Below are 21,781 nucleotides of genomic sequence, written 5' to 3'. Positions count from 1 at the left end.
TGACGTACACCTGAATTATAAAAGAGCCATAGCTATAAATAAGCTATGGCTCTAGTACTCCACCAAGTTAGGAACTAGAAATAAGGGGATAGAGCTTTTTAAGCTTGATGCGGGCGTCGGCGGAGGTGAAATGCCAGTTTACCGTCGAGCAGGCAGCGTTTCTGCGACATTGCCATGCGGAGACCTTGCGCCTCATCATCTCTATACTGTTCATGGATTCCGCCAGACACTGCCTGGATAGAACCCCAATCTCAATCTCGGCCATATTTAGCCACGAGGCATGTATGGGCGTATGATGAATCTCCACTTTTTCCGCGATGCGCCGTGCCTCTTCCGGCTCAAACGCCTTGTACAGCGACGCAATACCGTGAATATTGAGGTTGTCCATGACCAACACAATCTTTTCTGCGTGCGCATAATGAACATCCGTCAGTTCCTTCAAAAACTGGGCAAAGTCTATGGCGGTACGTCTTTCGGTAACTTTAACGACCCTCTTGGCCGCAAGCGGCTCAAAGGCCACAAACAGGTCGGCAACACCGCAGCGCCGATATTCGTAATCGATACGCTCCGGGGAGCCGGGGACAGCGGGAATATGCCGCTCTTCGAGGAGCTGGCGGTTTGTCTCGTCCAGACAGACGACAGGACGAAGCGGGTCGTAGGGAAGGCTGTAGGTTTCCAGGACATCTTCCATGCGGGCTACGAATTCCGCACCGGCTTTGGGGATACACCATTCTTTCTTCTGCCAGGGCTTAAGTTCGTTTTTTTAAGTGTGTTCATGACAGCTGTGTCGGAGAGGCTTTCCACAACCTGTAGACGTACGAGTTCATCCGCGATCAGCTGCAAGGTCCAGTGCTCGCGTCCTTCTGGCGGAGCGGAACAGGCTATGGCGACTATATGTGCTTCCACGTTACCGTCCACTTTCCGATGCCGGTTGGCTTGCTCTTTTCTTCCCAGCGCCGCTTCCAGTCCTCCGGTTACGAAACGTTTGGCAATCTGACTGATCGTGTGTGGCGAGACGCGGAAGGCCTCTTTGATTCTCTGATAGGTCCAACTTTGGTTTTCCGGGATCTCATCTAGCTTGAGAAGGATTTGCGCGTGTTTGATACGGTAACCCTGGGTTTTTCCCTTACGTATGAGTTCATTCAGGCTGTTACTTTCTTCATCCGTCAACGTCACGATATATTTATGATTCATCTTCATCACCTGACATAAGGTTACCATATGCTGGGGATGTTTGCTACTTCAATTTGCTAGTTTGATGGAGTACTAGTTCGATATTTTACTTATTTTTCCTGCATCAGAGTTACTTTTATGAACATGGCACCTTTGACAGGAGAAAATTACCCACCACTACACTTCAATCCTACCGCTGCTGCAGGAAGGTCATAAATTCCTGGTGGATATAACCGCTGTCCCGTAACCCCTGTTTGTAGGCGATGTCCGCCGACTGGCCTGATTCCAGGGCTGTGTACGACTCCAACTCCATGACCAGGTCAATCAATTCCGGATACTGGTCCTTCAGTTTTCCGGCCAGCTTCAGCATACGGTTCAGGAGGCCTCTGACCTCATGAACCGTCTTACTGTAGTCAGCATCATTGGTTTCGGCCAGTTTAAGAATATTCTCCACCCTGTTAAAGATATACTGATTAAAGGCCTCGTTTAAGATGCTTTGAAGCATAAGCCGGTCGTCCGGCACGGCCCCGGGCTGCTGTGTCTCCCGGTCCCGCTCTGCCGGCAGGGCTGATACCGGTCCCGGACAAAAAACTAAGTCAGATGTTGTTACTTGATCAGACATTTATATACCCCCTATATTTAGACTGCGACTGGTTGGCCGTCAGCTTTTTTACAGGGGGAAATTAAAAAGACACATGCAAAGGGTTTACCCTACACATGCGTCCTGTTTCGATGTCTGTTACATACTCAACGCTAATAAGCCGGTATACCCGGCCAAACAATCAGGCGGCCACAAACCCTTAGGTCCTGGTCTGGTCTGCCTGCTGCTCAGTAGCTGATGAGGCTAGTCCAAATCATTTGCTGCGTCCAGTCGCACTTACAGCCCGGCGCGTCGACGGCAACGTCTATTACCCCCGCGCTCCCCCGCTTGTGCGGCGCCAGAAGAGCGGTGTATAATAGAAATGTCGTCGTGGACAGCTTGGCTGTTACGTGTAGGTGTCTGTGCACCTTGCGCGGGCCTGAAAGTGTTGCCGCACTTTCAGGTCACGTCGACCTTTTTAATTCCCACCTATTTTTAATTATAGCCTGTTTGCGGCAAAATGCAAGTATAGATGAGTCGAATAACAACTTCATACATGTTTATTCTCTCGCTTTAAATCTGCCAATGAAACATATTCTTTTTGAGTATATTCCAGCTCTGCTTCCGCAACCATTGTATCAAACGCTTTATTTAATTTGATTTGATATTCCCGGATCGTTTTTTCGGTTACAGTCTTTCCATCCTTTACTATCTTAGCAACGATCAAGTCCTGTAGTTAAGGTTCAGTGTCTAGGTTCTACTTGACATCGAAACCACTTTATAAAAATAAACATTAGGATGTTCTTTTCCTAATGTCTATGGTTCAACTATCAGCTTATACACATAACTGCAAATTCATTTAAACTGCTAACAAACAGCGGGGCATCTCTGAGTCTCTTTCCTATATCATTCTAATAAACACTATAATGTTTGTCCCATGTTGTTTTAGTTGTTGAAATAGTATTTGAGTCAATTAGATTCATTCTCTCTGAAATCGATGAAAGTTGCTTCTTAATATCCTCTAATCCATTTTCAATACGAGTTAATCTCATATCTACCGATTCATCAATGCTTGATTTATTTATACTGTCATTCACCTTCCGTAAAATGCTACCAGTTTCTCACTTTAAAAGAATAATAATACAAAACAAGAAGCTTGCAAAAAAACAAGATGCCACCGCTAGAATTATTTTTTCCGTTGCAGTCCTAATATATACCATTCTCTCCATATTTTTTTCATTATTAAATTCACTAGCACTTTTATACCTTTCTATTAGCTTAAGAAATACGTCTTTATCACTGTCAGGCGATTTTATTAATGATTCAACCTGACTTGGAGACGCAACAAGTTCATATTTAAACCCTTGCCTAAAACCGCGCCAGAGATAATAAACTGACTGAATCACATAAAACACCGTTAGGATTAAGACTAAGTATAATCCTCCTATTATAGGGCAATTCTCTAAAGTTATTCTTGGTATTGGTGATGAAATTATCGACTGCACCATATAACCCCAGATTGCAATAATTACACTTAGGGCCGCTAAAGGATTTTGTGCACGGGCTATTATATTGTTTGCCTCATCTAAACTTCGTTCATAAATTCCAAACAGTGTTTGAAAAACATAATTTTCTTTCTCTCCCACTTTTTAATCCCCTCCCATATAGATATATGGAGAGAGCGGGATAAAAAGAATAAAAGCTACGGACATGTCATTAAATCATTCCGTGGCATATTAGCCAGACCGTGCTTATCTTTATCTTGATTCTGTTATAATGCGAGCGTTTTTAACAGGATATTAGCATTCTGGAACATGTTGTAATATTTCTTGCAGGAAACTATTCAAACCGATTCGATTTATTACATCCCCAATTCGCTCGTTTTTATAAGCTAATTGATTATAAACATGAAGTACGATCTCAATGTAGGAAATAGCTTCCTGTTCTGGTATAACAGTAAAAATCTTATTACCCAAGATTGGTTTTCTACCGATCTTTCCGCCCATGTACAGGCTATAACCTTGTTTATGGATGTGCAAAGCGTGGTTAGGACAAATTCTCACACACAATCCGCAGCCAATACACTTTTCAACCGCAATATGCGGCTTACCGTCCTGTACTGAAATTGCTTTGAATTTGCACACCGTTTCACAAGTTTTACAACCAATACAACCACTGTCAGCAATTGGGACAATAACTCCATGTAGCCCAATGTCATTGATTTGAGGCTTAGCGCAAGAATTTGGACAACCGCTTAAAGCAATTTTAGTTTTTGACGGCTGACTCCGCCCTACCATTAAAGCATCCAATTGAGTAGCTAGATTTATAGTATTGCAAATCCCTTTTTTACAGAGCCTTATTCCAGGACAAGCGATAACGGTTAATATTCGCGGTCCACGAACTGCAATCAATAAACCTAACTCATTTATTTCTTGAAAAATACTGTCTAACTTTTTTTCCGGTATCCAATGCAGTTCTACTGATTGTCGAGTGGTAATATGCACTTGACCATTACCGTATCTATCGGATAAATCTGCTAGGTTGTGTAATTGAACACTAGTTAAGTTACCTGCAATGGTTCGAACCCGTATTGCATATAATCCGTCTTCTTGCTGTTTAATATAGCCATGTTGCTCTATTAAGCGGTGCTTATCATTCATATTTACGATACCTCCGTCATATCCCACTTTTTCATTTGAGCATATTGTAACATAGCAATAATTCGGCTAGAATCGAAGTATGAATGTTACAAGGAGATATTAAAATATGATGATAAATCCCAATCTCGTGGAAATTGCCTCTCTCATCGGTGATCCTTCACGTCTCACAATACTTCTAAATTTGCTCGGCGGAAAAGCCTTACCTGCAGGCGAACTGGCCCGTTCCGCCCAGATATCGCCTCAGACGGCTAGCACACATCTCGCTAAAATGATAAAAGGAGGACTCCTCGTTCAAGAATCCTTCGGCCGCCATAAATATTTTCGTCTTGCAACTACCGAAGTGGCAACTGCACTTGAAGCCCTTCTTGCAATTTCTCCTTCCAAACCCATTCGATCCCTTCGAGAATCGAATCAAGTACAAGCTTTACAGCTTGCAAGAACCTGCTATGATCATCTGGCAGGCAAACTAGGAGTAAACTTAACAGACAAGCTACTTGAAGACGGATTTCTGGAGAAATCAGGTAAAGATTTCCTATTAACCGAAGCAGGTAAAACCAAATTTAAAAACTTCGGAATAGAAGTCGAGAAAAAGCGAAAATGTCGTCGTTGCTTTGCTCGACAATGTTTAGACTGGAGTGAACGCCGATATCATTTAGCTGGCAGCTTAGGTGCATCACTGACGCAACGTATGTTTGAGCTTAACTGGATAGAATATTTATCTGATGGACGTGCTATACGTGTAACCGCTGTTGGAAAAAAGGGCTTATTCGATGAATTTGGTTTAACTTTAAATTTGGAGTAGAAGGCAATTTGTGGTAAGTCAAGTAAATAACTACGGAATTTTAAACAACAGCTAAGAAAGAAGGTATCCTCTCTCTTAGCTGTTGTTTGTTTTTGCCATACAATTGTTTAGTTTTTTCTTGCTCTTAAAAAAAGAAACTGGGGGTTTCGAGTTAGCTTCTCATATATTTTAGGATGCAATTCCTTGAATTTTTCTGTTGGCATAGGTTCTATCAGCTTTTCAATTATAAATCCCGCATCTATTATAGGTGAGATGATGTTACACAAAGGTCTTCTATAAAATTGGACTTTTACTTTTCCTATATTTGAACCGTATTGCCTTTTGCGGACACCATGAATGGCTGGTACAATAAAACCAGGAGGTGTCCATAATGAAAGGAAAACGATTTGATTCAGAATTTAAGAAAGATATTGTAAAACTATATATAAATGGAGAGCGCACCTGCCCCAGCTTAGCTGAAGAGTTAGGCCTGCATGAAAATACAATTTATAAATGGATTCAGCAGTATAAAGAAAATCCAGAGCAAGCTTTCCCCGGCTCTGGGAACCTTAAGCCCGATGCTGACGAGCTGCGGAAAGCACAACGTAAAATCAAAGAATTAGAAAATGAGGTAGCCATTTTAAAGCAAGCGGCGGTATACTTCGCAAAGAACAGCAAGTAATCTATCAATTCATTTATGACCACCGCTCGAAATTTGCTGTTCGAGAATTATGCCGCGTACTATCAATTTCCAAGAGCAGTTATTATAACTGGGTCAAAGCGGGCTGTCCAAAACCTTTTGCAAAAGATGCTGTTTTAGTGGCACATATACAGCAAATTGAACGTGAGAATGATCATAACTATGGCGTTCAGAAGGTGTATGAAGAATTAAACGGAAAAGGAGTTTCCGTAGGCCGCAGCCGGGTGCAGCGTATCATGCATCAACATGGGATCAAAGCTCAGATTAAAAGTAAATATAAGCCACAAACAACTAAAGCCGATCCAAATGAACAGGCGTTTCCCAATCTTCTAAATCAAAAATTCGATGTGACCGATTTTAATGCCGTGTGGCTTGCTGATCTTACTTATGTTAGAGTTGGCGGTAAATGGTGCTATTTGGCGGCTGTATTAGATCTTGCAAGAAGAAAACTAGTAGGCTGGGCATTAGGAAATCGGCCAACGGCAGAATTAGCTGCTAAAGCACTGAATATGGCTATTTTGCGGGAGCGGCCGCCTAAAGGCCTTATGCATCATTCAGACATGGGCAGTCAGTACACCTCTAAAAAATACAAAGACATATTAAAGGAAAACGGCATGATCGGCAGTATGAGCCGCAAAGGTAATCCGTACGACAATGCACCTATGGAATCTTTTTTCCACTTGTTTAAAGGTGAACATGTTAAAAAACGCTATTTTGCCACAATTGGCCAAGCCGCTGCAAGCTTCAAAAGTTGGTTTGATTATTACAATACCAAAAGACGTCATAGTGCATTAGGTGGCATTTCTCCGCTAATGTACGAAATCAGGAGATACTCGCCATTTAACCTGTCCGCGTAGCCCAATATGGTTCAATTAGTATCCCACTCATCTTCTATAATCTCTGTTAAAAAATAGTTTTCTCTATGAAAATATGTAAAGTCCATAAACGGATGATGCACTGATAATACTAAAGAACCTAATGGCTTTAGTATTCTATTAAACTCAGCCATTACGGGATTCCAGTCTTTAATATAGTGAAGTGTTAAGGATGACACAATAACGTCTATTGATTTATCTTCGATGAAATTTAGCGGTTCGTTGAGATCAGCCATTCTAATATCAGCCTGTTCACCGATTCTCTTCCTCGTCATTTCTATCATATGAGGACTAAAATCTATTGCTGTTACCTTTGCACCATTATCCAACAACCATTTACTGTACCATCCTGCAGCACACCCGGCATCTAGCACCTTTTTCCCATTAATATCAGGAAGCAATGACAGTGTAGCCGGCCTTTCATAGTATGCATTAAATGGCTTCGTATCAACACATTCAAAATAATATTCTGCCATTTTCTCATACGAATCAAAAGATATTGAGTTCTCATTTATTAATGGTTTAATATTTAATGAATTTGCCAATGTTGCTCCCCCCGTTGCATTACGTCCGACAGATACCAGCCAATCGGATTATCCACGTGCCGCAATAAGATGGACTCTTCTCATTTTCCAGGTGGTTAACGTGCTTCTCAGACCTTCGCTTCACCCCGTTTTCATAGCTATATAGCTCCCTGTTTAGGATTTGCTTGCGCTTGGGTTTACATACCTTATATAACAGGTAGTTATTATTAAATTAGTGTTCAGGTGGCAAATAATGTCCTGCAAATTCCAATTTAGCCTTTGAGATTGTTTCCACTAAGCTGTAGATAGCAGCACTGGCAGCGGCACCTTTAGGACTGTCCATTAAACGCGGGAAGAGGAAGGATAAGACACTCATCGATTCCTCATTGTGCCTGTATACGAGGAACTCCTTCCGTTTCCCCTGTATACTCTTGCCGGAGCAGATTCGTCGCCGGTAGAGGGCCGAAAAGTATCCAGGCCCTATTGGTTAATTGAAACGCCAACCCAACGATTGTCCACGAGCTTAAAAGTGTCCACAAAAATCCTCCTATCACAAATAAATGATAAATAGGCGGTGAATCTCCCACCGGGATGCTAAAGTAAAAATCCAACAACCCGGCATGCAGAAGATATACGCCGAAAGAAACTGTACCAAGATGCAAGAGAGTATTAACCCACACGCGGCTTAGGCGGTCAATTAAAAAGCAGGAGACCTGAAACAGGATCAGAGCAGTTATGTAAGCATGAAGATGCCATAGCGCCTCATACACCAATACATGCTGGATAATGCCATATGCCCTTAACTGATACCAGATATAGACATTGGCGATTGCCGCTGAGCCCCAACCCAAATACAAAATCAGCCAAAGCCAGATTTGATATGATCGAATGCGTTCTCGGGTAAGCAAAACCCACTTTTCAACAGATTCATAATGAATTCCTAAGAAAGCGCCCAAGAAATAATACGAGATATATGAAAAACAAAGAGAGCCTTTATCAGCATATTGCCACTCCCACTGATTAACCAGCACAAACGCCCATTGCAGGACAATGCCTGTCCAGATCAAATGTCTGGTAAGATAACGATATCGCTGTAACAACCATAGCAGGGCAGGAAATAGGAAATAAAATTGAATGCTAATAAAAACAAAATAGAGATGGTAAAATGCTTTCCCCATAAGCAACATATAAAGAAACTCCGTAAACGAAGCGTGACTAATAAACTCTTCCCAGCCTTTCCCATCCACATAACATTGCATACCATAATAGCCCAGCGAAAAAATCAGGTAAGGAAGCAAAACATACAGAAAACGTCGTTTATAAAATCGCAAAATCAAATTTCCGGTAAAGGGACGATAAAAATAGCTGTAAAACAATACAAAGGCACTAAGGAAAATAAATGTAGGAGTTCCGAATTTGCTAAAAATATTGATAAAATTGTAAATGGCAAATGTTTTTGATTCCGGAGTTACCATTCCAACAGGTACAGACGAGATATGAACTAGTATGACTCCAATAATGGTTAAGGCCCTAACGATATAGATCGCATCGATTTTTTCCCTTTGCGGCATTTGATTTAACTTCATCCCATCCCTCGCAAACTGATGAATTCATCTTTTCTAAAACACCCGCTTCTCCGGCGTGTGAGAGCAAAGTCTATTGACAAAGGTAATAAGCGGGTAATTAATAGATGATTTCATTGTAAACAAACTAGTTTACAACTCTGTGACAAATTTGTTACAATTTTGTCACATTTTAAAAGTAAAATAGTAAAAAGGGATATTGTATCTTTTCACTAGAATTAATCTAAGAGGTGTTGCTATGGTCAAAGAAACCATCTTGATCGTGGATGATGAATTCCGTCTGCGCAAGTTAGTGGGAGACTTTTTGCGCAAAGCCGGTTATGATGTGCTAGAGGCAGAAGACGGAGAAAAAGCGCTTACGCTGCTCTCCGACAATATCGCGCTGGTAATATTAGATATCATGATGCCAGGAAGAGACGGTTGGAGCGTATGCCGGGAAATCCGCACTAAATACAACATACCGGTCATCTTCCTAACCGCCCGCAGCCAAGAGGCGGATGAATTGTTCGGGTTTGAAATCGGCGCCGACGAATATATTACCAAACCGTTCAGCCCGCAAATTTTAGTGGCTAGAGTCAAAGCGCTGCTGCGCCGGACCGAAATCATAGCGGATACGCCGTTTCAATTTGGCGGCCTGACGATTAATACCGCCGCTCACGAAGTCTATCTGGATGAGCAGTCTTTGAATCTGACCCCGAAAGAATATGACTTGCTGCTGTTTTTAGCGATGAATCGCGGCAAGGCCTTAAGCCGCGAACAGATACTGGAACGGGTCTGGGACTATAACTATTTCGGCGATTTGCGCACAGTAGACACGCATGTCAACAGGCTAAGAATAAAACTTGGTACCCTGAGCAAATGGATTCAAACCGTCCGGGGACTGGGCTACATATTTGAGGAAGCTAAATGAGGATTCCGATTAAAACCAAACTGTATCTTGGTATGAGCGGCCTGGTCCTGTTGTATGTCGGCCTGGTGTGGCTGTTAAATACGCAATACCTTGAAAAATACTATATGAGCAAAAAGCAGGATCTGTTAATCTACAACAGCCAGATTATTGATGACCTGTATAAGGATGACCCGGGTAAAATCGCGTCCACTCTGGAACAGTTGGAGAGCGACATGAGTGTTTCTATCCGGATTACCGGTACAGACGGTATAACCAAATACAGTTCCATTTACCGCCTAATCAACGGGAAGCCATTTTTTCCAGAAGCCACTGCATCACCGGATCAAACTTCTAGAGCAAATGTATCCTCCAATTATCTAAAAATAGACCAATCTATTAATGACCAATTCATCCTGGAAATTCAGAAAGACCCTATTTTAAATAGAGATTACCTCGTTTTGGAGCGCAAGCTGCAAAATGGCGATGTTCTGATGCTGCGAATTCGCTTATCAACCATAACGGAAAGCGTCGCTATCGCTAATCAGTTTATGGGGTTTACTGCCATACCAGTCATTTTATTGGGCTGCCTCTGGACAGTGGTCTTTGCCAGGCGGTTCACACACCCGATCATTCAGTTGAAAGAGATTGCCCACAGTATGGCCAATCTCGACTTCAGAAAAAAGTGCCAGCACCAAAGCAATGATGAAGTATCCGACCTTGCTGACAGTATTAATTATCTTTCCGATCAACTGGACTTAGCCATCCAGGAACTTCATCTAAAAAATCAGCGCCTTACGGAAGATATTCAAAAAAAGCGGCAGCTCGAACACTTGCGCAAAGAGTTTATCTCCAATGTTTCCCATGAGCTTAAAACCCCCATTTCCCTGATTTCAGGCTATGCCGAAGGGCTTAAGGCCAATGTGATGGAAGATGAGACCAACAAAAGTTTCTACTGTGAAGTCATTATGGACGAAGCCCGTAAAATGGATCAAACTGTCAAAGATCTTTTGAACCTGGCGCAACTCGAATCAGAGTACTTTCAGCTGAATAAAACAGTATTTGACATAGCTGTTTTAGTGAAACAAGTACTCTATAAATACACCGCCATATTCGCCGAAAAAAGCATAAAATTATCAGTTGAAACCAGCAATGAAATCCTGGTATATGCAGACCGGGGTAAAATTGAGCAGGTCATCGTAAACTTTATTAATAATGCGCTTTCCCATGTCAATCAGGATAAGATCATTTCCCTTGATTTAACGCCCTACAGGGAAAAAATCCGCCTGTCAGTAATGAATTCAGGCAGCCATATCGCAGATGATAGTCTGGATAAAATATGGATCAGTTTTTACCGCGCAGACCAGGCCCGGCCGCGGGAAGACGGCAGAGTGGGTTTAGGCCTGGCCATTGTAAAGGCAATCCAGGAACGTCATCATAACAACTTTGGGGCAGAGAACCTAGATCAAGGCGTAAGATTCTGGATTGAGCTTGATCGCGCGAAATTTCATACTTCCGCATAGGAAGAAAAACAGCAGCAATCTTGGAGTTAACAGCTGAAAACTTCCGGATTGCTGCCATCAATTTATCTGTTCCTAAATGTGATATGAACATATTAAATAAGGGCATGTTAATATTCAATTTCCAACCGAAATTAAGCTGCCCTTTCTTCCCCTTGCTTCCTACAAAAGAAGCACAAAGGGCGTCCCTCGCTTCTTCAGATACCAATTTTATAGTTTAAGCGCAAAATAGGACATTAGTCAATACTTTGACCAATGTCCTATTTACTGTACATTCAAGTTTAGTGTTCTAGCTTCCAGTTTCCCAGCAAAGGCATTTTCAGTAATTCAGCATTAGGAATATACTTTTCAAGCTTCCCTTTCGTCCGAGCTATATATGCCAATCCGAGGACTGCATTAGCCTTGTCCCACTTAAAATGTACCGCTTAACTCCCCCTGCCGGTTGCCATCCAAACGGCAAAAAATCAGCCTTTATGTCGTCTGGTATAATCTGGACGACTTCAGTTTATATCAGCGGCAGAATTGACACTTCCCCCACTTTCTTATTAGTATTCACAGTATATATGTGTAAAACAACAATTGACAAATATTGCTAAAAGACCTTAAAACCGGGTAAGCAATCGGGCCCTTACATAAACGGCAAGGAGGGGCTATCGTGGACACTTCGGACAAACTGTCCATACCATGAATATGAACATTCACCGAGATAATTTATGAAGTTATGCAAGTGCCATCTTCTTTGGGTAAAATGTCAACTTGGGGACATGTGTCCCATCAGCGTCATCTAACCGCTATCCTGAGGCATAGTGGCCAGCATGCCCTACGTCTTGACCGGTTCAAAAAGGAGAATTGTAATGAACAGATATGCTTTATTGCCTGTTGGTTGTATACTGGCTGGCCTTTTCTTTTTGTTTTATCCTTCCCCATCTGGGGAGGATGCCTTGCAGCAACTGCCGGCATCTACCGTTACACTCAGTCCGGGAACATATTCTGCCATGTATGATCAGCCAGACTGGCACGGCTGGAAGGCTTTTTTCATCATGAAAATTAATGATGGGGGCGAAATCGAAGAGGCAACTTATGATTACGTAAATAAGTCTGGCGATTTAAAAACACAGGACCAGGCATACAATCAGGAAATGATAAACGACAGCGGCCTGGGCCCCAGCGACTATTGCCCGAGGTTCGCCAAGAACCTGCTGGTCTATCAAAACCCGGAAGAGGTCGACGCAATTACCGGGGCCACCCACTCCTCGCGAGCTTTCAAAGAACTGGCCCAGGCTGCCTTTAAAAATGCGCAAACCGGCGATCAATCCCCTATTATTATTCCTCAGCCGGAGTTAGCAGCGCCGGCTGCCGGGGAGAACCACTGATGCAAACATTACCCGCAAATTTGAGTCGCAAATTATTATGGCGTTTCTGCCTGGTGGCAGCCGTGTCGCTGCTGGTGGGAATTGTGGGCATAGTCAACATTCTGCGGCTACAGAATATGGACAGCGATCTTTACCAGTACCAGGCCCTGCCGCTGTTAAAACTTAGGGTCATTAACGGCTGCTTTGAGCAGAATCGGGTGCATTTGCGGGATATGGTTCTTGAAAATGATCCGGCTAAAATCGCCTCCTACATCCATGAACTGAAAAAAAACAGCAACAAAATCGATTATTCAATGCAAACCTTTGCCGCAAGCCAACTCACTGAGGTTGAGAAAAAAGAATTTGCCTACTTTTCCAATGTCCTGGAAAACTTCAACCTGTACCGTAATCAGGTCGCGACATTATGTGCTGCCGGCAATAAAGAGCTTGCCTTTAAGGTAATGGTCAACGACGGCCCCAGACTGTCCGCCAATTTTGCCAAGGCCATTGACAGACTGTCGCTACTGAAAGAACAGGCCGGCAGACAGGCGGTGGAAGAAAATAAGCGCCGGGCACAGGCAGCCATGGCGGTCATGGTGCTGCTGCTCGTGTTGGCCGGCTTTGCCGCCGCCAGGTTTGGCATGGCAATCGCCCGCATGCTCAGCGCGCCGCTGGAAGCCGAAAAGCAGCAGCTAAGTTCCTCGCTGGCGGTATTGCAGCGGCTGCTCAACGGCCTTGACGCCTGTCTTTACGTCTCTGATCCCCATACCAACAAACTGCTATTCATCAACGACAAAATGAAACGGGAATTTTGTCTCGAAGATGACATTGCCGCCACTACCTGCTGGCAGGTCCTTCAAGCCGGCTTTACACAGCGTTGCGACTTTTGCCCTGTCCCTCAATTGCTGGCCAATCCGGACACGCCGGTTACCTGGGAAGAGCATAACACCGCAACCCGTAAGTACTATAAAAATACCGACTGCATCATCGAATGGCTGGATGGCAAAAAAGTTCACCTGCAGCATTCCGTAGATATTACCAATCTAAAATCAACCGAAGCATCCTTAACAAATGCCAAACTGGCCGCGGAAAGCGCCAGCCTGGCCAAAAGTGAATTTCTCTCCCGCATGAGCCATGAAATGAGAACGCCAATGAATGCCATCATCGGTATGACCAATATTGCCAGGACAGCTAAGGACCAGGCGAAAAAAGAGTACTGCCTTGAAAAAATTGATCAGGCCTCCAAACATTTATTAGGCGTAATTAATGATATTTTGGATATGTCCAAAATTGAAGCCAATAAATTCGAATTGTACCTGCATGAATTCAACCTGGAAAGCATGCTGATGAACATTATGAATGTGGTCACCTTCCGGGCTGAAGAAAAAAGGCAAAACCTTATCGTCAATCTGGACCCCACTCTGCCGTTTTTCATCATCAGCGACGAAACCCGGCTGTCCCAAGTCATTACCAACCTGCTCTCCAATGCCATCAAGTTTACGCCTAATCATGGCACCATTGTCTTAACCGTAACTAAACAGGAAGAAGCGGATAATATTTCCATCTTGAAAATCGAAGTCAGTGATAACGGCATTGGCATCTCCGAAGAACAACAAGCCCGGCTGTTTACTTCTTTTGAACAGGCCGACGGCAGTATATCCCGTAAATACGGCGGCACAGGCCTGGGCTTGGCAATTTCCCAAAAAATCGTCAATCTGATGGACGGTTCCATCTGGATTGAATCCAAACTGGATGAAGGCGCCAAATTCAGCCTTACCATCAAGGTGAAAAACGGCATATCGCAACAACAACCCGTGTTAAGCAAGCAGATTGACAAAACCTCGCTCCGCATCCTCGCCGTCGACGATTCCCCTGAAACCAGGGATTACTTCCTCCATGTCATGTCCGCTTTCGGGCTGGCCTGCGACGTCGCGGCCAACGGTCAGGAAGCGCTCGCCCTGATTCACGCCCGTCAGGAAGCGCCCTATAACATCATTTTTGTCGATTGGCTGATGCCGGACATTAATGGTATTGACCTGTCAAAAAAAATCAAACAGCTAACCGGTCCAAACACAGTGGTCATTATGATTTCCGTCAGCGACTGGAGCGATATTGAAAAAGAAGCAACGGCGGCGGGCATAAGTAAATTTATTGCCAAACCGCTGTTCCCGTCGGCCATCATGAATGCAATCAATGAAATTATGGGAGTGGCCGTAAAAGATCAGACCAGCCAGTTCCAGCTCCAGCGACATGACTTTACGGCCTTTTCCCTGCTGGTGGCGGAAGACGTGGACGTCAACCGGGAGATTCTCGCTTCTCTGCTGGAAGATACCGGCATTGCGATCGACTTTGCCGTTGACGGCGCCGAAGCTCTGGACCGTTTTGCCAAGCAACCGGATGCCTACAGCCTGATCTTAATGGACGTGCATATGCCTAAAATGAATGGCTATGAAACCGTCCGAAACATACGCTCCCTGCCCATCGCCCGGGCCAGACAGGTTCCCATTATCGCCATGACAGCCGACGTATTCCGGGAAGACATCGAAAAATGCCTAGAGGCAGGAATGAATGACCACATCGGCAAGCCGCTCGATCCCGGGGAACTGATAACAAAACTAAACAAATACCTGTCCCCAACAGAAGCCCCTGCGCCAGCCTGCTCTTACCGGCCCATTACCTTCCCCGAACGCCTGCCACCCGATACTTCGCCGGATTATACCGATTTGCTCCCCATACTTGACGTACGGGCGGGGTTAGACAGACTCATGAACAACAAAAAGCTCTACTTTACCTTGCTCAAAAATTTTACTGGACAGGAAATAGTCGCTGAAATCATTAGCCTGATCGAAACAGACGAACCGGTCAAAGCAGCAAATACGGCGCACGCCCTAAAAGGCGCCGCCGCCAACTTAGGTCTCACAGAGCTAAGCGCCATTGCCGCCGTCATTGAAATCCAGGCTAAAAACGGGATCAATGTCACCCAACTGACTTCTTCCCTCACCACGACAATGGATGCGACCATAATTTTGATCCAAAAGTTACTGGAAAGGGAGGGAGTCCGGTGAGCGATTATACAACAGATAAAGCAACCATTCTGGTTGTCGACGACATGGAGGTCAACCGGCTTATATTGCAGGAAATCCTGGCGGATTCCTATGAAATTCAACAAGCCGCCGACGGTTTGGAGGCCGTCACCAAATTAATTACTTGCATCCAAAAACCGCAGTTAGTGCTCCTGGACATCATGATGCCGGAGATGGACGGTTTTGAAGTGCTGCGGTTTATGAAAACCGATCCTGTCCTGCAAAAAATTCCCGTGATCTTTATTACCGCCGCCAACGAAGAAACCAATGAAATAAGGGGCCTGAACGCCGGGGCCGTAGATTATATCGCCAAGCCGTTTAACCCGAAAGTCGTCAGGCTCCGGGCGGCAACTCACATTGAGCTAATGCGCTACCGCGAAAAGCTGGAGGACTTAGTGGACGCCAAAGCCAATGAACTGGTAGCCACAAAAGAAATTTTTCTGGAAACCATGGCAAATCTGATCGAATACCGCAGCCTGGAATCCGGCGAACATGTCAAACGCACCCGCGAGCTAACCCAGCTCCTCATCATGGAACTGCTGAAAAAGCAAACTTACCGCCAGCAATTAATTGACTGCGATTACTCCGTTTTAATTAAAGCCGTGCCGCTGCATGACATCGGTAAAATCGGCATCCCAGACAACATCCTGTTAAAGCCCGGACGCCTTACACCGGAAGAATTTGCAGTTATCAAAACCCATACCGTGATCGGCAGCGAAATTATCAAGTCTTTGCTGGTAAGCGGCGAGGACGTTTATCTTAGCCACTGCTATGACATCTGCCGCTTCCATCACGAACGCTGGGACGGCAATGGCTATCCCGCAAACTTAGCCGGGACAGATATTCCCCTGTCGGCCAGAATTGTAGCAGTCGTCGATGTTTATGATGCCTTGGTCAGCGAAAGATGCTACAAACGGGCACATACCCACGAAGAAGCGCTTACCATCATCAGGGAGGCGTCAGGTACCCAGTTTGACCCTAATATTGTTAATGCTTTGCTACAGATCGAAGATCAGTTTAAAAGACACAGCTCCTAATCACCGGATAAGCGATCATCAATATGCCATTACCGGTCATCCGCAAACCCAATATCAAAGAAAGAAAACGGGAGGAGCACAGGTAGGAGCACAGGGACGTACATTTTGCTTCTGCCGTGCCAGTCCCCCTCCAAAATGCATAAAATCAAGTGCTATTGCGAAGCAGATTTTGCGTCCCCTTGCTTCCGTGTCTGAACAAAGTCTTTTAACCGAAATAAAACTAGAAATTCCCAACCGTTATGTATAACGCAATAAATATAAAGATGAGTAGTGTTTTTATAACTGTAATTATAAACAGATCATAGTATGATTGCTTGTGGGTTAAGCCGCACACTGCCATCACTGTAATAAGCCCACCGTTGTGAGGCATTGAGTCCAGCCCGCTGGAAGCCAGAGCGGCAAAACGGTGCAGAACATCGACCGGGACATTGGTTGCATGCGCCCAGTTTAAGTAGTCCGCCCCAAGCATACCAAGTGCGATTGTTAATCCTCCTGACGCCGAGCCGGTAATAGCTGCCATAATATTGACGGTAATAACTTCCGAAACCAGGGGGCCTGCCCCAATCTTTATATCCATCAGGAAAGATTTTATTACCTGAAAGCCAGCCAGACTGGCTACCACACTGCCATAGCCATAGCCTGAAGCAGTATTAAGCACTGCTACTAAAGAGCTGTTTACACCTCTATTTAATGAAGCTGCAATCCCACCGGTTCTACGAAACTGCTCCCGCCCAATGTATATTGCAAAAAGAATACCTAGAATCAAGGCTATATTCAACGACCAAATTGCGCGTACTTTGTCTACACTTGTACTTAAAAGTGACAGTTTCAAAACTTTGACAGATAACAAAATTTCTTCGTTCCAGTGATAAGCCCAAGACCATTGGAAGGGATTGCTAAGATACAGGTTAGCCAAGATAACTACGATAAGTGGGAGAAACGCAAGTGTGTGGTTTGATAATTGCCCTTCCGCTCTATCCTCCGGCTCATTTACGGTATGCTCCCCATAACCCTCATTCAGCGCCACAGCCTGACGCTGTCGGTATATAAGCCAGGCCCAGCCCAGAAAAAAAACAGCAAGCCCACTACTTAAGCCCAGCAAGGGTGCCGCCCAGGTAGTAGTGCCAAAAAATGCTGTTGGTATAATGTTTTGTATCTGGGGCGAACCAGGAAAGGCTCCCATACTGAAGGTGAATGTACCTAACCATAAAGCAGCAGGTATAAATCTTTTCGGAATATTTGCCTCCCGGTACAGAGCACTGGCAAACGGATACATAACAAACACAACAACAAATACACTAATGCCGCCATAAGTGAGGAAGGCACACCCTAGTATCACCGCAAGTATAGCATTCTCTTTACCTAGTTTATTAGCTATAGTTCCGGCAATTGTCAGCGCCAGCCCACCCTCTTCCATAACTTTAGCAAAAATGGCACCCAGTAAAAAAATCGAAAAATACATTTTAAAGTATTCGGCCGCCTTAGTCATAAAGATTTCCGTATATACCGGCATCAGACTAAAATTACTGGCTGCAGCAGCCAAAACGGCAAACAGCGGAGCGAACAAGATAATAGAGTAACCTCGGAAAGAAAAGAACATTAGTAAGATCAAACTTAGTAGTATTGCAAACAGTTCCACAGATTATCCTCATTTCACTTAAGCATAGTTATAAGTTAATATACCACATACTTGGCAGTATGCAAAAGATCAAGAAAGGATGTCCTTCGCATTTACCTCCGTAACGCATTGTAGAGTTTTGCTGATACATTTGCAATAAAGTCACTGGAATAGCTATGGTTACCTGTGCGGGTGTAAAAACTAATTAAAATTGGCTCATGTCCGTCCTGAACAATACCCACATCACAAAGCACATCATCCAGCTCCCCCACTTTATGAAATACTGGTACCTGCATATAGCGGGGAATCTCATCGTGGAAGATTGTGTTGGCCAGGTTATTTTTTAACCGCCGCACATTTTTTTTGTCAACATATTTTTCCTTGTATATGGACTCAAGAACCTTGGACATTTCATAAGGTGTTGTTACGCTATGATAATTGTATTTTTTAAACGCCTGTTCATTATGGATTTTCGTCTTATTTAACCGTAAATCCCGCTGGACTTTATTAAATCCGTCTTTTTTGGTTGTATCAAACTCATTCAGTAATTTGTTAAACGTATTGTTATCACTTACTTTTATCATTAGATCAATGGCTTGATCATACTCATTTTGTTTATAGGACGGCGCTTTGGGATAAAGATATTTGTATGTAGCCAAAGCCACAATCAGCTTACTTGTGGAGGCCGTAGGAAAAACCGTATCCTGGTTATATTTTATCGTTTTTTTCGTTTTTAAGTTTTTGGCGTATACGCCAACTTGTCCGTTAAACTGTTTCAAATCATTCATTATTTCTTTTTCCAAAGCCGGTGATGCACTGACGGTTACGCCTGACAGAGCAATAATAAGTGCAGTACATATTGGGATAAGTTTTCTTAACATAAGATTCCTCTTTTCAATTGGATATATTCTGTTTTGCAAAAATTAAGGGATAGGTTATAAGTTATCTCTCATACTATACATTTTAATTGTGTCAAAAATATGACAAAGATAGAAAAATTTTCAGGGTTTGGGGACAGTTCCACAAAGCGCTCGCCAAAGTCATTAGATAGTCGAATGTAAAATAGACATTAGTCAGCAGGGTGACCAATGTCTATTTTACTATCATCCGCTAATCACCCCCTAAGTCTTAGAATCACTTAGACAGTTTTGGTCGGTAGCATTTTATATGATCAAATTTATTCCCTGTGCGATTCTGCTGCCAAATTCGTTATCTACCCGCAAAAACTGTTCAACCGCCCTCCTTTGAATAGGCTCATACGCTTGACTTAGATTTTCTACGATATTAGAAACTAAACGTTTCCTTTCCGCTGCAGACATAGTTCGATATCTACTCCTGGCTTGATAATAATCGTCGCCTGTTAGTTCGTGCCGGGCTATATTACCTGAAGCGAAATTCTCAGCAGGTTTTCCTTGCTGAGGTGCCTCCATAGGCATCCCGCCAGCTAAAGTATTGGGTAAATAATTGACAATACCTTGATTATACATGGTTTGCATATCTCCGTCCTGCATCATATTGTCAACCGGACTTCTAGGCATATTTGTTGGAAGTTGTAAATAATTTACACCTATGCGATATCTTTGAGTATCTCCATAGGGAAAAGTACGGCCTTGTAGAATTCTGTCATTCGAAAAAGCTATTCCCGGTACAATAGCCGCCGGCGAAAAGGCTGATTGCTCGACTTCAACAAAAAAATTCTCAGGATTTTTATTTAGCACCATTCTGCCTACCGGCATTAATGGAAACAAGTTTTCCGGCCAAATCTTAGTAGGATCCAAGGGATCAAACGTCTGCTCGCATTCAGCCTCAACGTTCATTATCTGTACACGCATTTCGAATTCGACTGTATGCCCTGCAGCAATGGTATCGAACAAATCCCGGCTTGCTACGTCAGGGTCTGTGCCTGCAAGTTGAGCTGCGGTCTTGCTATCTATGTATTCAACCCCTGCACAGGGTTCCCAGTGATACTTAACATACACCTCTTCCCCGCATAAATTAACCCACGAATAGGTGTTGACTCCATATCCTTGGATGGTTCTGTAGCTTTTGATAATCCCATTATCCGAAAACAGATAGGTAAGAAAATTCATAGACTCCGGCCTTAACGACATAAAATCCCAGAACCGGCTGGCTTCTGTCGGTCCTCCCCTGATATTATTAACCGGGTTCGGTTTTAAAGCATGAATAAGATCCGTAAACCGCATAGGATCTCTAATAGGAAACACAGGAAGATGATTGCCAATAAGGTCATAATTACCTTCTTCTGTATAAAATTTAACAGCAAAGCCCCTGATATCCCGCACTGTATCTGCGCCGCCAAGAGAACTGCCTGCTATTGAAAACCTAACAAAAACAGGTGTTTTCTTCTCAGGATCTTGTAGGAATTTTGCCTTAGTTAATGAAGCCATTGATTGATAGGGTACAAAAAAACCAAAAGCTCCGGCTCCTTTAGCATGTAATACTCTTTCAGGAATTCTCTCCCTGTTGAAATGTGTAATCTTTTCCAGTAAAACTATATCCTCAAGTAATATGGGCCCCCGTTCACCTACAGTTAATGAATTTTGATCATCGGTAACAGGAGTTCCCTGATTGCTGGTGAGATAGCGTTTCGCCATAAGCAGTCTCCTCCTAAATTATAAATCCTATATGATTTATATTAATTTTTGAGTAAATTGAGACCACCGGCGAGATTAATAATGACCTATGGACGGGGATGTCGACCAATAAACTGGCTGAAGGCTGAAAAGGTGTAAGAAGACTATGGCTATGTTCTCCGATTCCTTTGAAAAATTCAAGGATAGCCTTCGTCAGCGGATTGACAAAGGTTATCCTTGAATTTTTGCAACCACCGCTCCTTGGGTTGGTAACTACTTTCCTTTTATAACCTCCACCATTGTTCGCTTTGGCTGGCAGAATAAGCCTTTAACACTTTCCCGAAATTGTTCATGCGTCACATGCGCTTCGTGAGTTCCAATTATAACGTCGATTACAGGAAAATTCTCTTTTATTAATGCCTGATACTTTGACTTATAAGGGCATAGAGCGTCAATGCAATATGAAAAATGAATCGCATCAACCCGGAATTCTGCTAATGAACGAACTCTACTCAATAGTTTTTCTGGACCGGCTAAAGTTGGACATCCAGCACAGTTGATAATACCAATTAGGTCAAGTGTTTGATCATTACTGTACCTTTCAAATGCCCCTTTTCTCTTTCTTAAATCATGAAGACAACTAACTGATGAGCACCCCGAATCCTGAGTTGCTGCAGAGCAAGTTAAAATGCCAATTCTCACTGTTACACCTCCTTTGCATAAACAATGCGACTGTTCCATCGAACAAGATACGAAACTTTATTACTTACTTCTTTGTAATATTTGCCACAAACTCCCAAAGCTCCTGCCAAATT

At 43.5% G+C, this 21,781-nt stretch carries 18 protein-coding genes; 8 read left to right on the top strand and 10 right to left on the bottom strand.

What is annotated here, in order from left to right; all coding sequences use genetic code 11:
• Positions 1 to 67 precede the first annotated feature (67 nt).
• The 4 genes from SPSPH_RS05835 to SPSPH_RS05820 all read right to left on the bottom strand — a co-directional run bounded on the left by SPSPH_RS05835 (position 68) and on the right by SPSPH_RS05820 (position 4,413).
• A protein-coding gene (locus SPSPH_RS05835) for an IS630 family transposase (protein ID WP_233138683.1) occupies positions 68 to 1,194 on the bottom strand; the annotation gives its coding sequence in 2 pieces (ribosomal slippage) (positions 68 to 765 and positions 765 to 1,194; 1,128 coding nt in all).
• A 169-nt stretch (positions 1,195 to 1,363) separates the two neighbouring features.
• Complete coding sequence (locus tag SPSPH_RS05830) at positions 1,364 to 1,795, bottom strand: hypothetical protein (RefSeq protein WP_075754110.1); 432 nt, start codon at positions 1,793 to 1,795, stop codon at positions 1,364 to 1,366.
• 1,079 nt (positions 1,796 to 2,874) lie between these two features.
• Positions 2,875 to 3,399 (bottom strand): hypothetical protein, encoded by a 525-nt coding sequence (locus SPSPH_RS05825; protein ID WP_075754108.1) that lies wholly within the window; start codon positions 3,397 to 3,399, stop codon positions 2,875 to 2,877.
• Positions 3,400 to 3,552: 153 nt separating this feature from the next.
• Complete coding sequence (locus SPSPH_RS05820) at positions 3,553 to 4,413, bottom strand: 4Fe-4S dicluster domain-containing protein (protein ID WP_075754106.1); 861 nt, start codon at positions 4,411 to 4,413, stop codon at positions 3,553 to 3,555.
• Between the two features lie 106 nt (positions 4,414 to 4,519).
• On the opposite strand from SPSPH_RS05820, the gene SPSPH_RS05815 reads away from it, so the two are divergent.
• The 3 genes from SPSPH_RS05815 to SPSPH_RS05805 all read left to right on the top strand — a co-directional run bounded on the left by SPSPH_RS05815 (position 4,520) and on the right by SPSPH_RS05805 (position 6,751).
• Positions 4,520 to 5,215, top strand: a complete 696-nt coding sequence (locus SPSPH_RS05815) for an ArsR/SmtB family transcription factor (RefSeq protein ID WP_075754103.1) — start codon at positions 4,520 to 4,522, stop codon at positions 5,213 to 5,215.
• 370 nt (positions 5,216 to 5,585) lie between these two features.
• Positions 5,586 to 5,876 carry a transposase gene (locus tag SPSPH_RS05810; protein ID WP_075754101.1) on the top strand — a complete coding sequence of 97 codons (291 nt, stop codon included), beginning with the start codon at positions 5,586 to 5,588 and terminating at the stop codon, positions 5,874 to 5,876.
• Entirely contained in the window at positions 5,852 to 6,751 is a 900-nt protein-coding gene (locus SPSPH_RS05805; protein ID WP_109298282.1) for an IS3 family transposase, read from the top strand. Before SPSPH_RS05810 ends, SPSPH_RS05805 begins: the two co-directional genes overlap by 25 nt.
• An 11-nt stretch (positions 6,752 to 6,762) precedes the next feature.
• Here SPSPH_RS05805 and SPSPH_RS05800 read toward each other — a convergent pair whose 3' ends face one another.
• Complete coding sequence (locus SPSPH_RS05800; protein WP_075754097.1) at positions 6,763 to 7,314, bottom strand: class I SAM-dependent methyltransferase; 552 nt, start codon at positions 7,312 to 7,314, stop codon at positions 6,763 to 6,765.
• A gap of 362 nt (positions 7,315 to 7,676) precedes the next feature.
• Positions 7,677 to 8,879: an acyltransferase gene (locus SPSPH_RS05795; protein ID WP_075754095.1), complete on the bottom strand. Its 1,203-nt coding sequence runs from the start codon at positions 8,877 to 8,879 to the stop codon at positions 7,677 to 7,679.
• A gap of 235 nt (positions 8,880 to 9,114) precedes the next feature.
• Between SPSPH_RS05795 and SPSPH_RS05790 the strand changes: the two genes are divergently transcribed.
• The 5 genes from SPSPH_RS05790 (at position 9,115) to SPSPH_RS05770 (ending at position 16,754) form a co-directional block, all read left to right on the top strand.
• On the top strand, positions 9,115 to 9,786 hold the full coding sequence (locus SPSPH_RS05790) for a response regulator transcription factor (RefSeq protein ID WP_075754093.1): 672 nt from the start codon (positions 9,115 to 9,117) through the stop codon (positions 9,784 to 9,786).
• Positions 9,783 to 11,285 (top strand): sensor histidine kinase, encoded by a 1,503-nt coding sequence (locus tag SPSPH_RS05785; protein ID WP_075754091.1) that lies wholly within the window; start codon positions 9,783 to 9,785, stop codon positions 11,283 to 11,285. The genes SPSPH_RS05790 and SPSPH_RS05785 overlap by 4 nt, the downstream gene beginning before the upstream one ends.
• An 851-nt stretch (positions 11,286 to 12,136) precedes the next feature.
• Positions 12,137 to 12,655: an FMN-binding protein gene (locus tag SPSPH_RS05780; protein ID WP_158027050.1), complete on the top strand. Its 519-nt coding sequence runs from the start codon at positions 12,137 to 12,139 to the stop codon at positions 12,653 to 12,655.
• Positions 12,655 to 15,699, top strand: a complete 3,045-nt coding sequence (locus SPSPH_RS05775; protein ID WP_075754089.1) for a response regulator — start codon at positions 12,655 to 12,657, stop codon at positions 15,697 to 15,699. Before SPSPH_RS05780 ends, SPSPH_RS05775 begins: the two co-directional genes overlap by 1 nt.
• The gene (locus SPSPH_RS05770) at positions 15,696 to 16,754 is read left to right on the top strand and encodes an HD domain-containing phosphohydrolase (protein WP_075754087.1); all 1,059 of its coding nucleotides are present in this window, start codon (positions 15,696 to 15,698) and stop codon (positions 16,752 to 16,754) included. The genes SPSPH_RS05775 and SPSPH_RS05770 overlap by 4 nt, the downstream gene beginning before the upstream one ends.
• Positions 16,755 to 16,974: 220 nt before the next feature.
• Here SPSPH_RS05770 and SPSPH_RS05765 read toward each other — a convergent pair whose 3' ends face one another.
• The 4 genes from SPSPH_RS05765 to SPSPH_RS05750 all read right to left on the bottom strand — a co-directional run bounded on the left by SPSPH_RS05765 (position 16,975) and on the right by SPSPH_RS05750 (position 21,668).
• Positions 16,975 to 18,393 carry a GntP family permease gene (locus SPSPH_RS05765; RefSeq protein WP_075754085.1) on the bottom strand — a complete coding sequence of 473 codons (1,419 nt, stop codon included), beginning with the start codon at positions 18,391 to 18,393 and terminating at the stop codon, positions 16,975 to 16,977.
• Positions 18,394 to 18,485: 92 nt separating this feature from the next.
• Entirely contained in the window at positions 18,486 to 19,253 is a 768-nt protein-coding gene (locus tag SPSPH_RS05760; protein WP_233138679.1) for a serine hydrolase, read from the bottom strand.
• A gap of 282 nt (positions 19,254 to 19,535) precedes the next feature.
• Complete coding sequence (locus SPSPH_RS05755; RefSeq protein ID WP_075754083.1) at positions 19,536 to 20,987, bottom strand: catalase; 1,452 nt, start codon at positions 20,985 to 20,987, stop codon at positions 19,536 to 19,538.
• Between the two features lie 252 nt (positions 20,988 to 21,239).
• A complete protein-coding gene (locus SPSPH_RS05750) occupies positions 21,240 to 21,668 on the bottom strand; it encodes a CGGC domain-containing protein (RefSeq protein WP_083945425.1) in 429 nt (142 codons plus the stop codon).
• Between the last annotated feature and the right edge of the window lie 113 nt (positions 21,669 to 21,781).

The sequence above is a fragment of the Sporomusa sphaeroides DSM 2875 genome, from assembly GCF_001941975.2.
Lineage (GTDB): Bacteria > Bacillota > Negativicutes > Sporomusales > Sporomusaceae > Sporomusa > Sporomusa sphaeroides.
This window is presented reverse-complemented; position numbering and strand designations above follow the sequence as displayed.

Coding starts and splice junctions, on each gene's coding strand:
- SPSPH_RS05830 (WP_075754110.1), bottom strand. CDS start 1,795: ATGTCTGATCAAGTAACAACATCTGACTTAGTTTTTTGTCCGGGACCG.
- SPSPH_RS05820 (WP_075754106.1), bottom strand. CDS start 4,413: ATGAATGATAAGCACCGCTTAATAGAGCAACATGGCTATATTAAACAG.
- SPSPH_RS05815 (WP_075754103.1), top strand. CDS start 4,520: ATGATGATAAATCCCAATCTCGTGGAAATTGCCTCTCTCATCGGTGAT.
- SPSPH_RS05810 (WP_075754101.1), top strand. CDS start 5,586: ATGAAAGGAAAACGATTTGATTCAGAATTTAAGAAAGATATTGTAAAA.
- SPSPH_RS05795 (WP_075754095.1), bottom strand. CDS start 8,879: ATGAAGTTAAATCAAATGCCGCAAAGGGAAAAAATCGATGCGATCTAT.
- SPSPH_RS05790 (WP_075754093.1), top strand. CDS start 9,115: ATGGTCAAAGAAACCATCTTGATCGTGGATGATGAATTCCGTCTGCGC.
- SPSPH_RS05785 (WP_075754091.1), top strand. CDS start 9,783: ATGAGGATTCCGATTAAAACCAAACTGTATCTTGGTATGAGCGGCCTG.
- SPSPH_RS05780 (WP_158027050.1), top strand. CDS start 12,137: ATGAACAGATATGCTTTATTGCCTGTTGGTTGTATACTGGCTGGCCTT.
- SPSPH_RS05775 (WP_075754089.1), top strand. CDS start 12,655: ATGCAAACATTACCCGCAAATTTGAGTCGCAAATTATTATGGCGTTTC.
- SPSPH_RS05760 (WP_233138679.1), bottom strand. CDS start 19,253: ATGTTAAGAAAACTTATCCCAATATGTACTGCACTTATTATTGCTCTG.
- SPSPH_RS05755 (WP_075754083.1), bottom strand. CDS start 20,987: ATGGCGAAACGCTATCTCACCAGCAATCAGGGAACTCCTGTTACCGAT.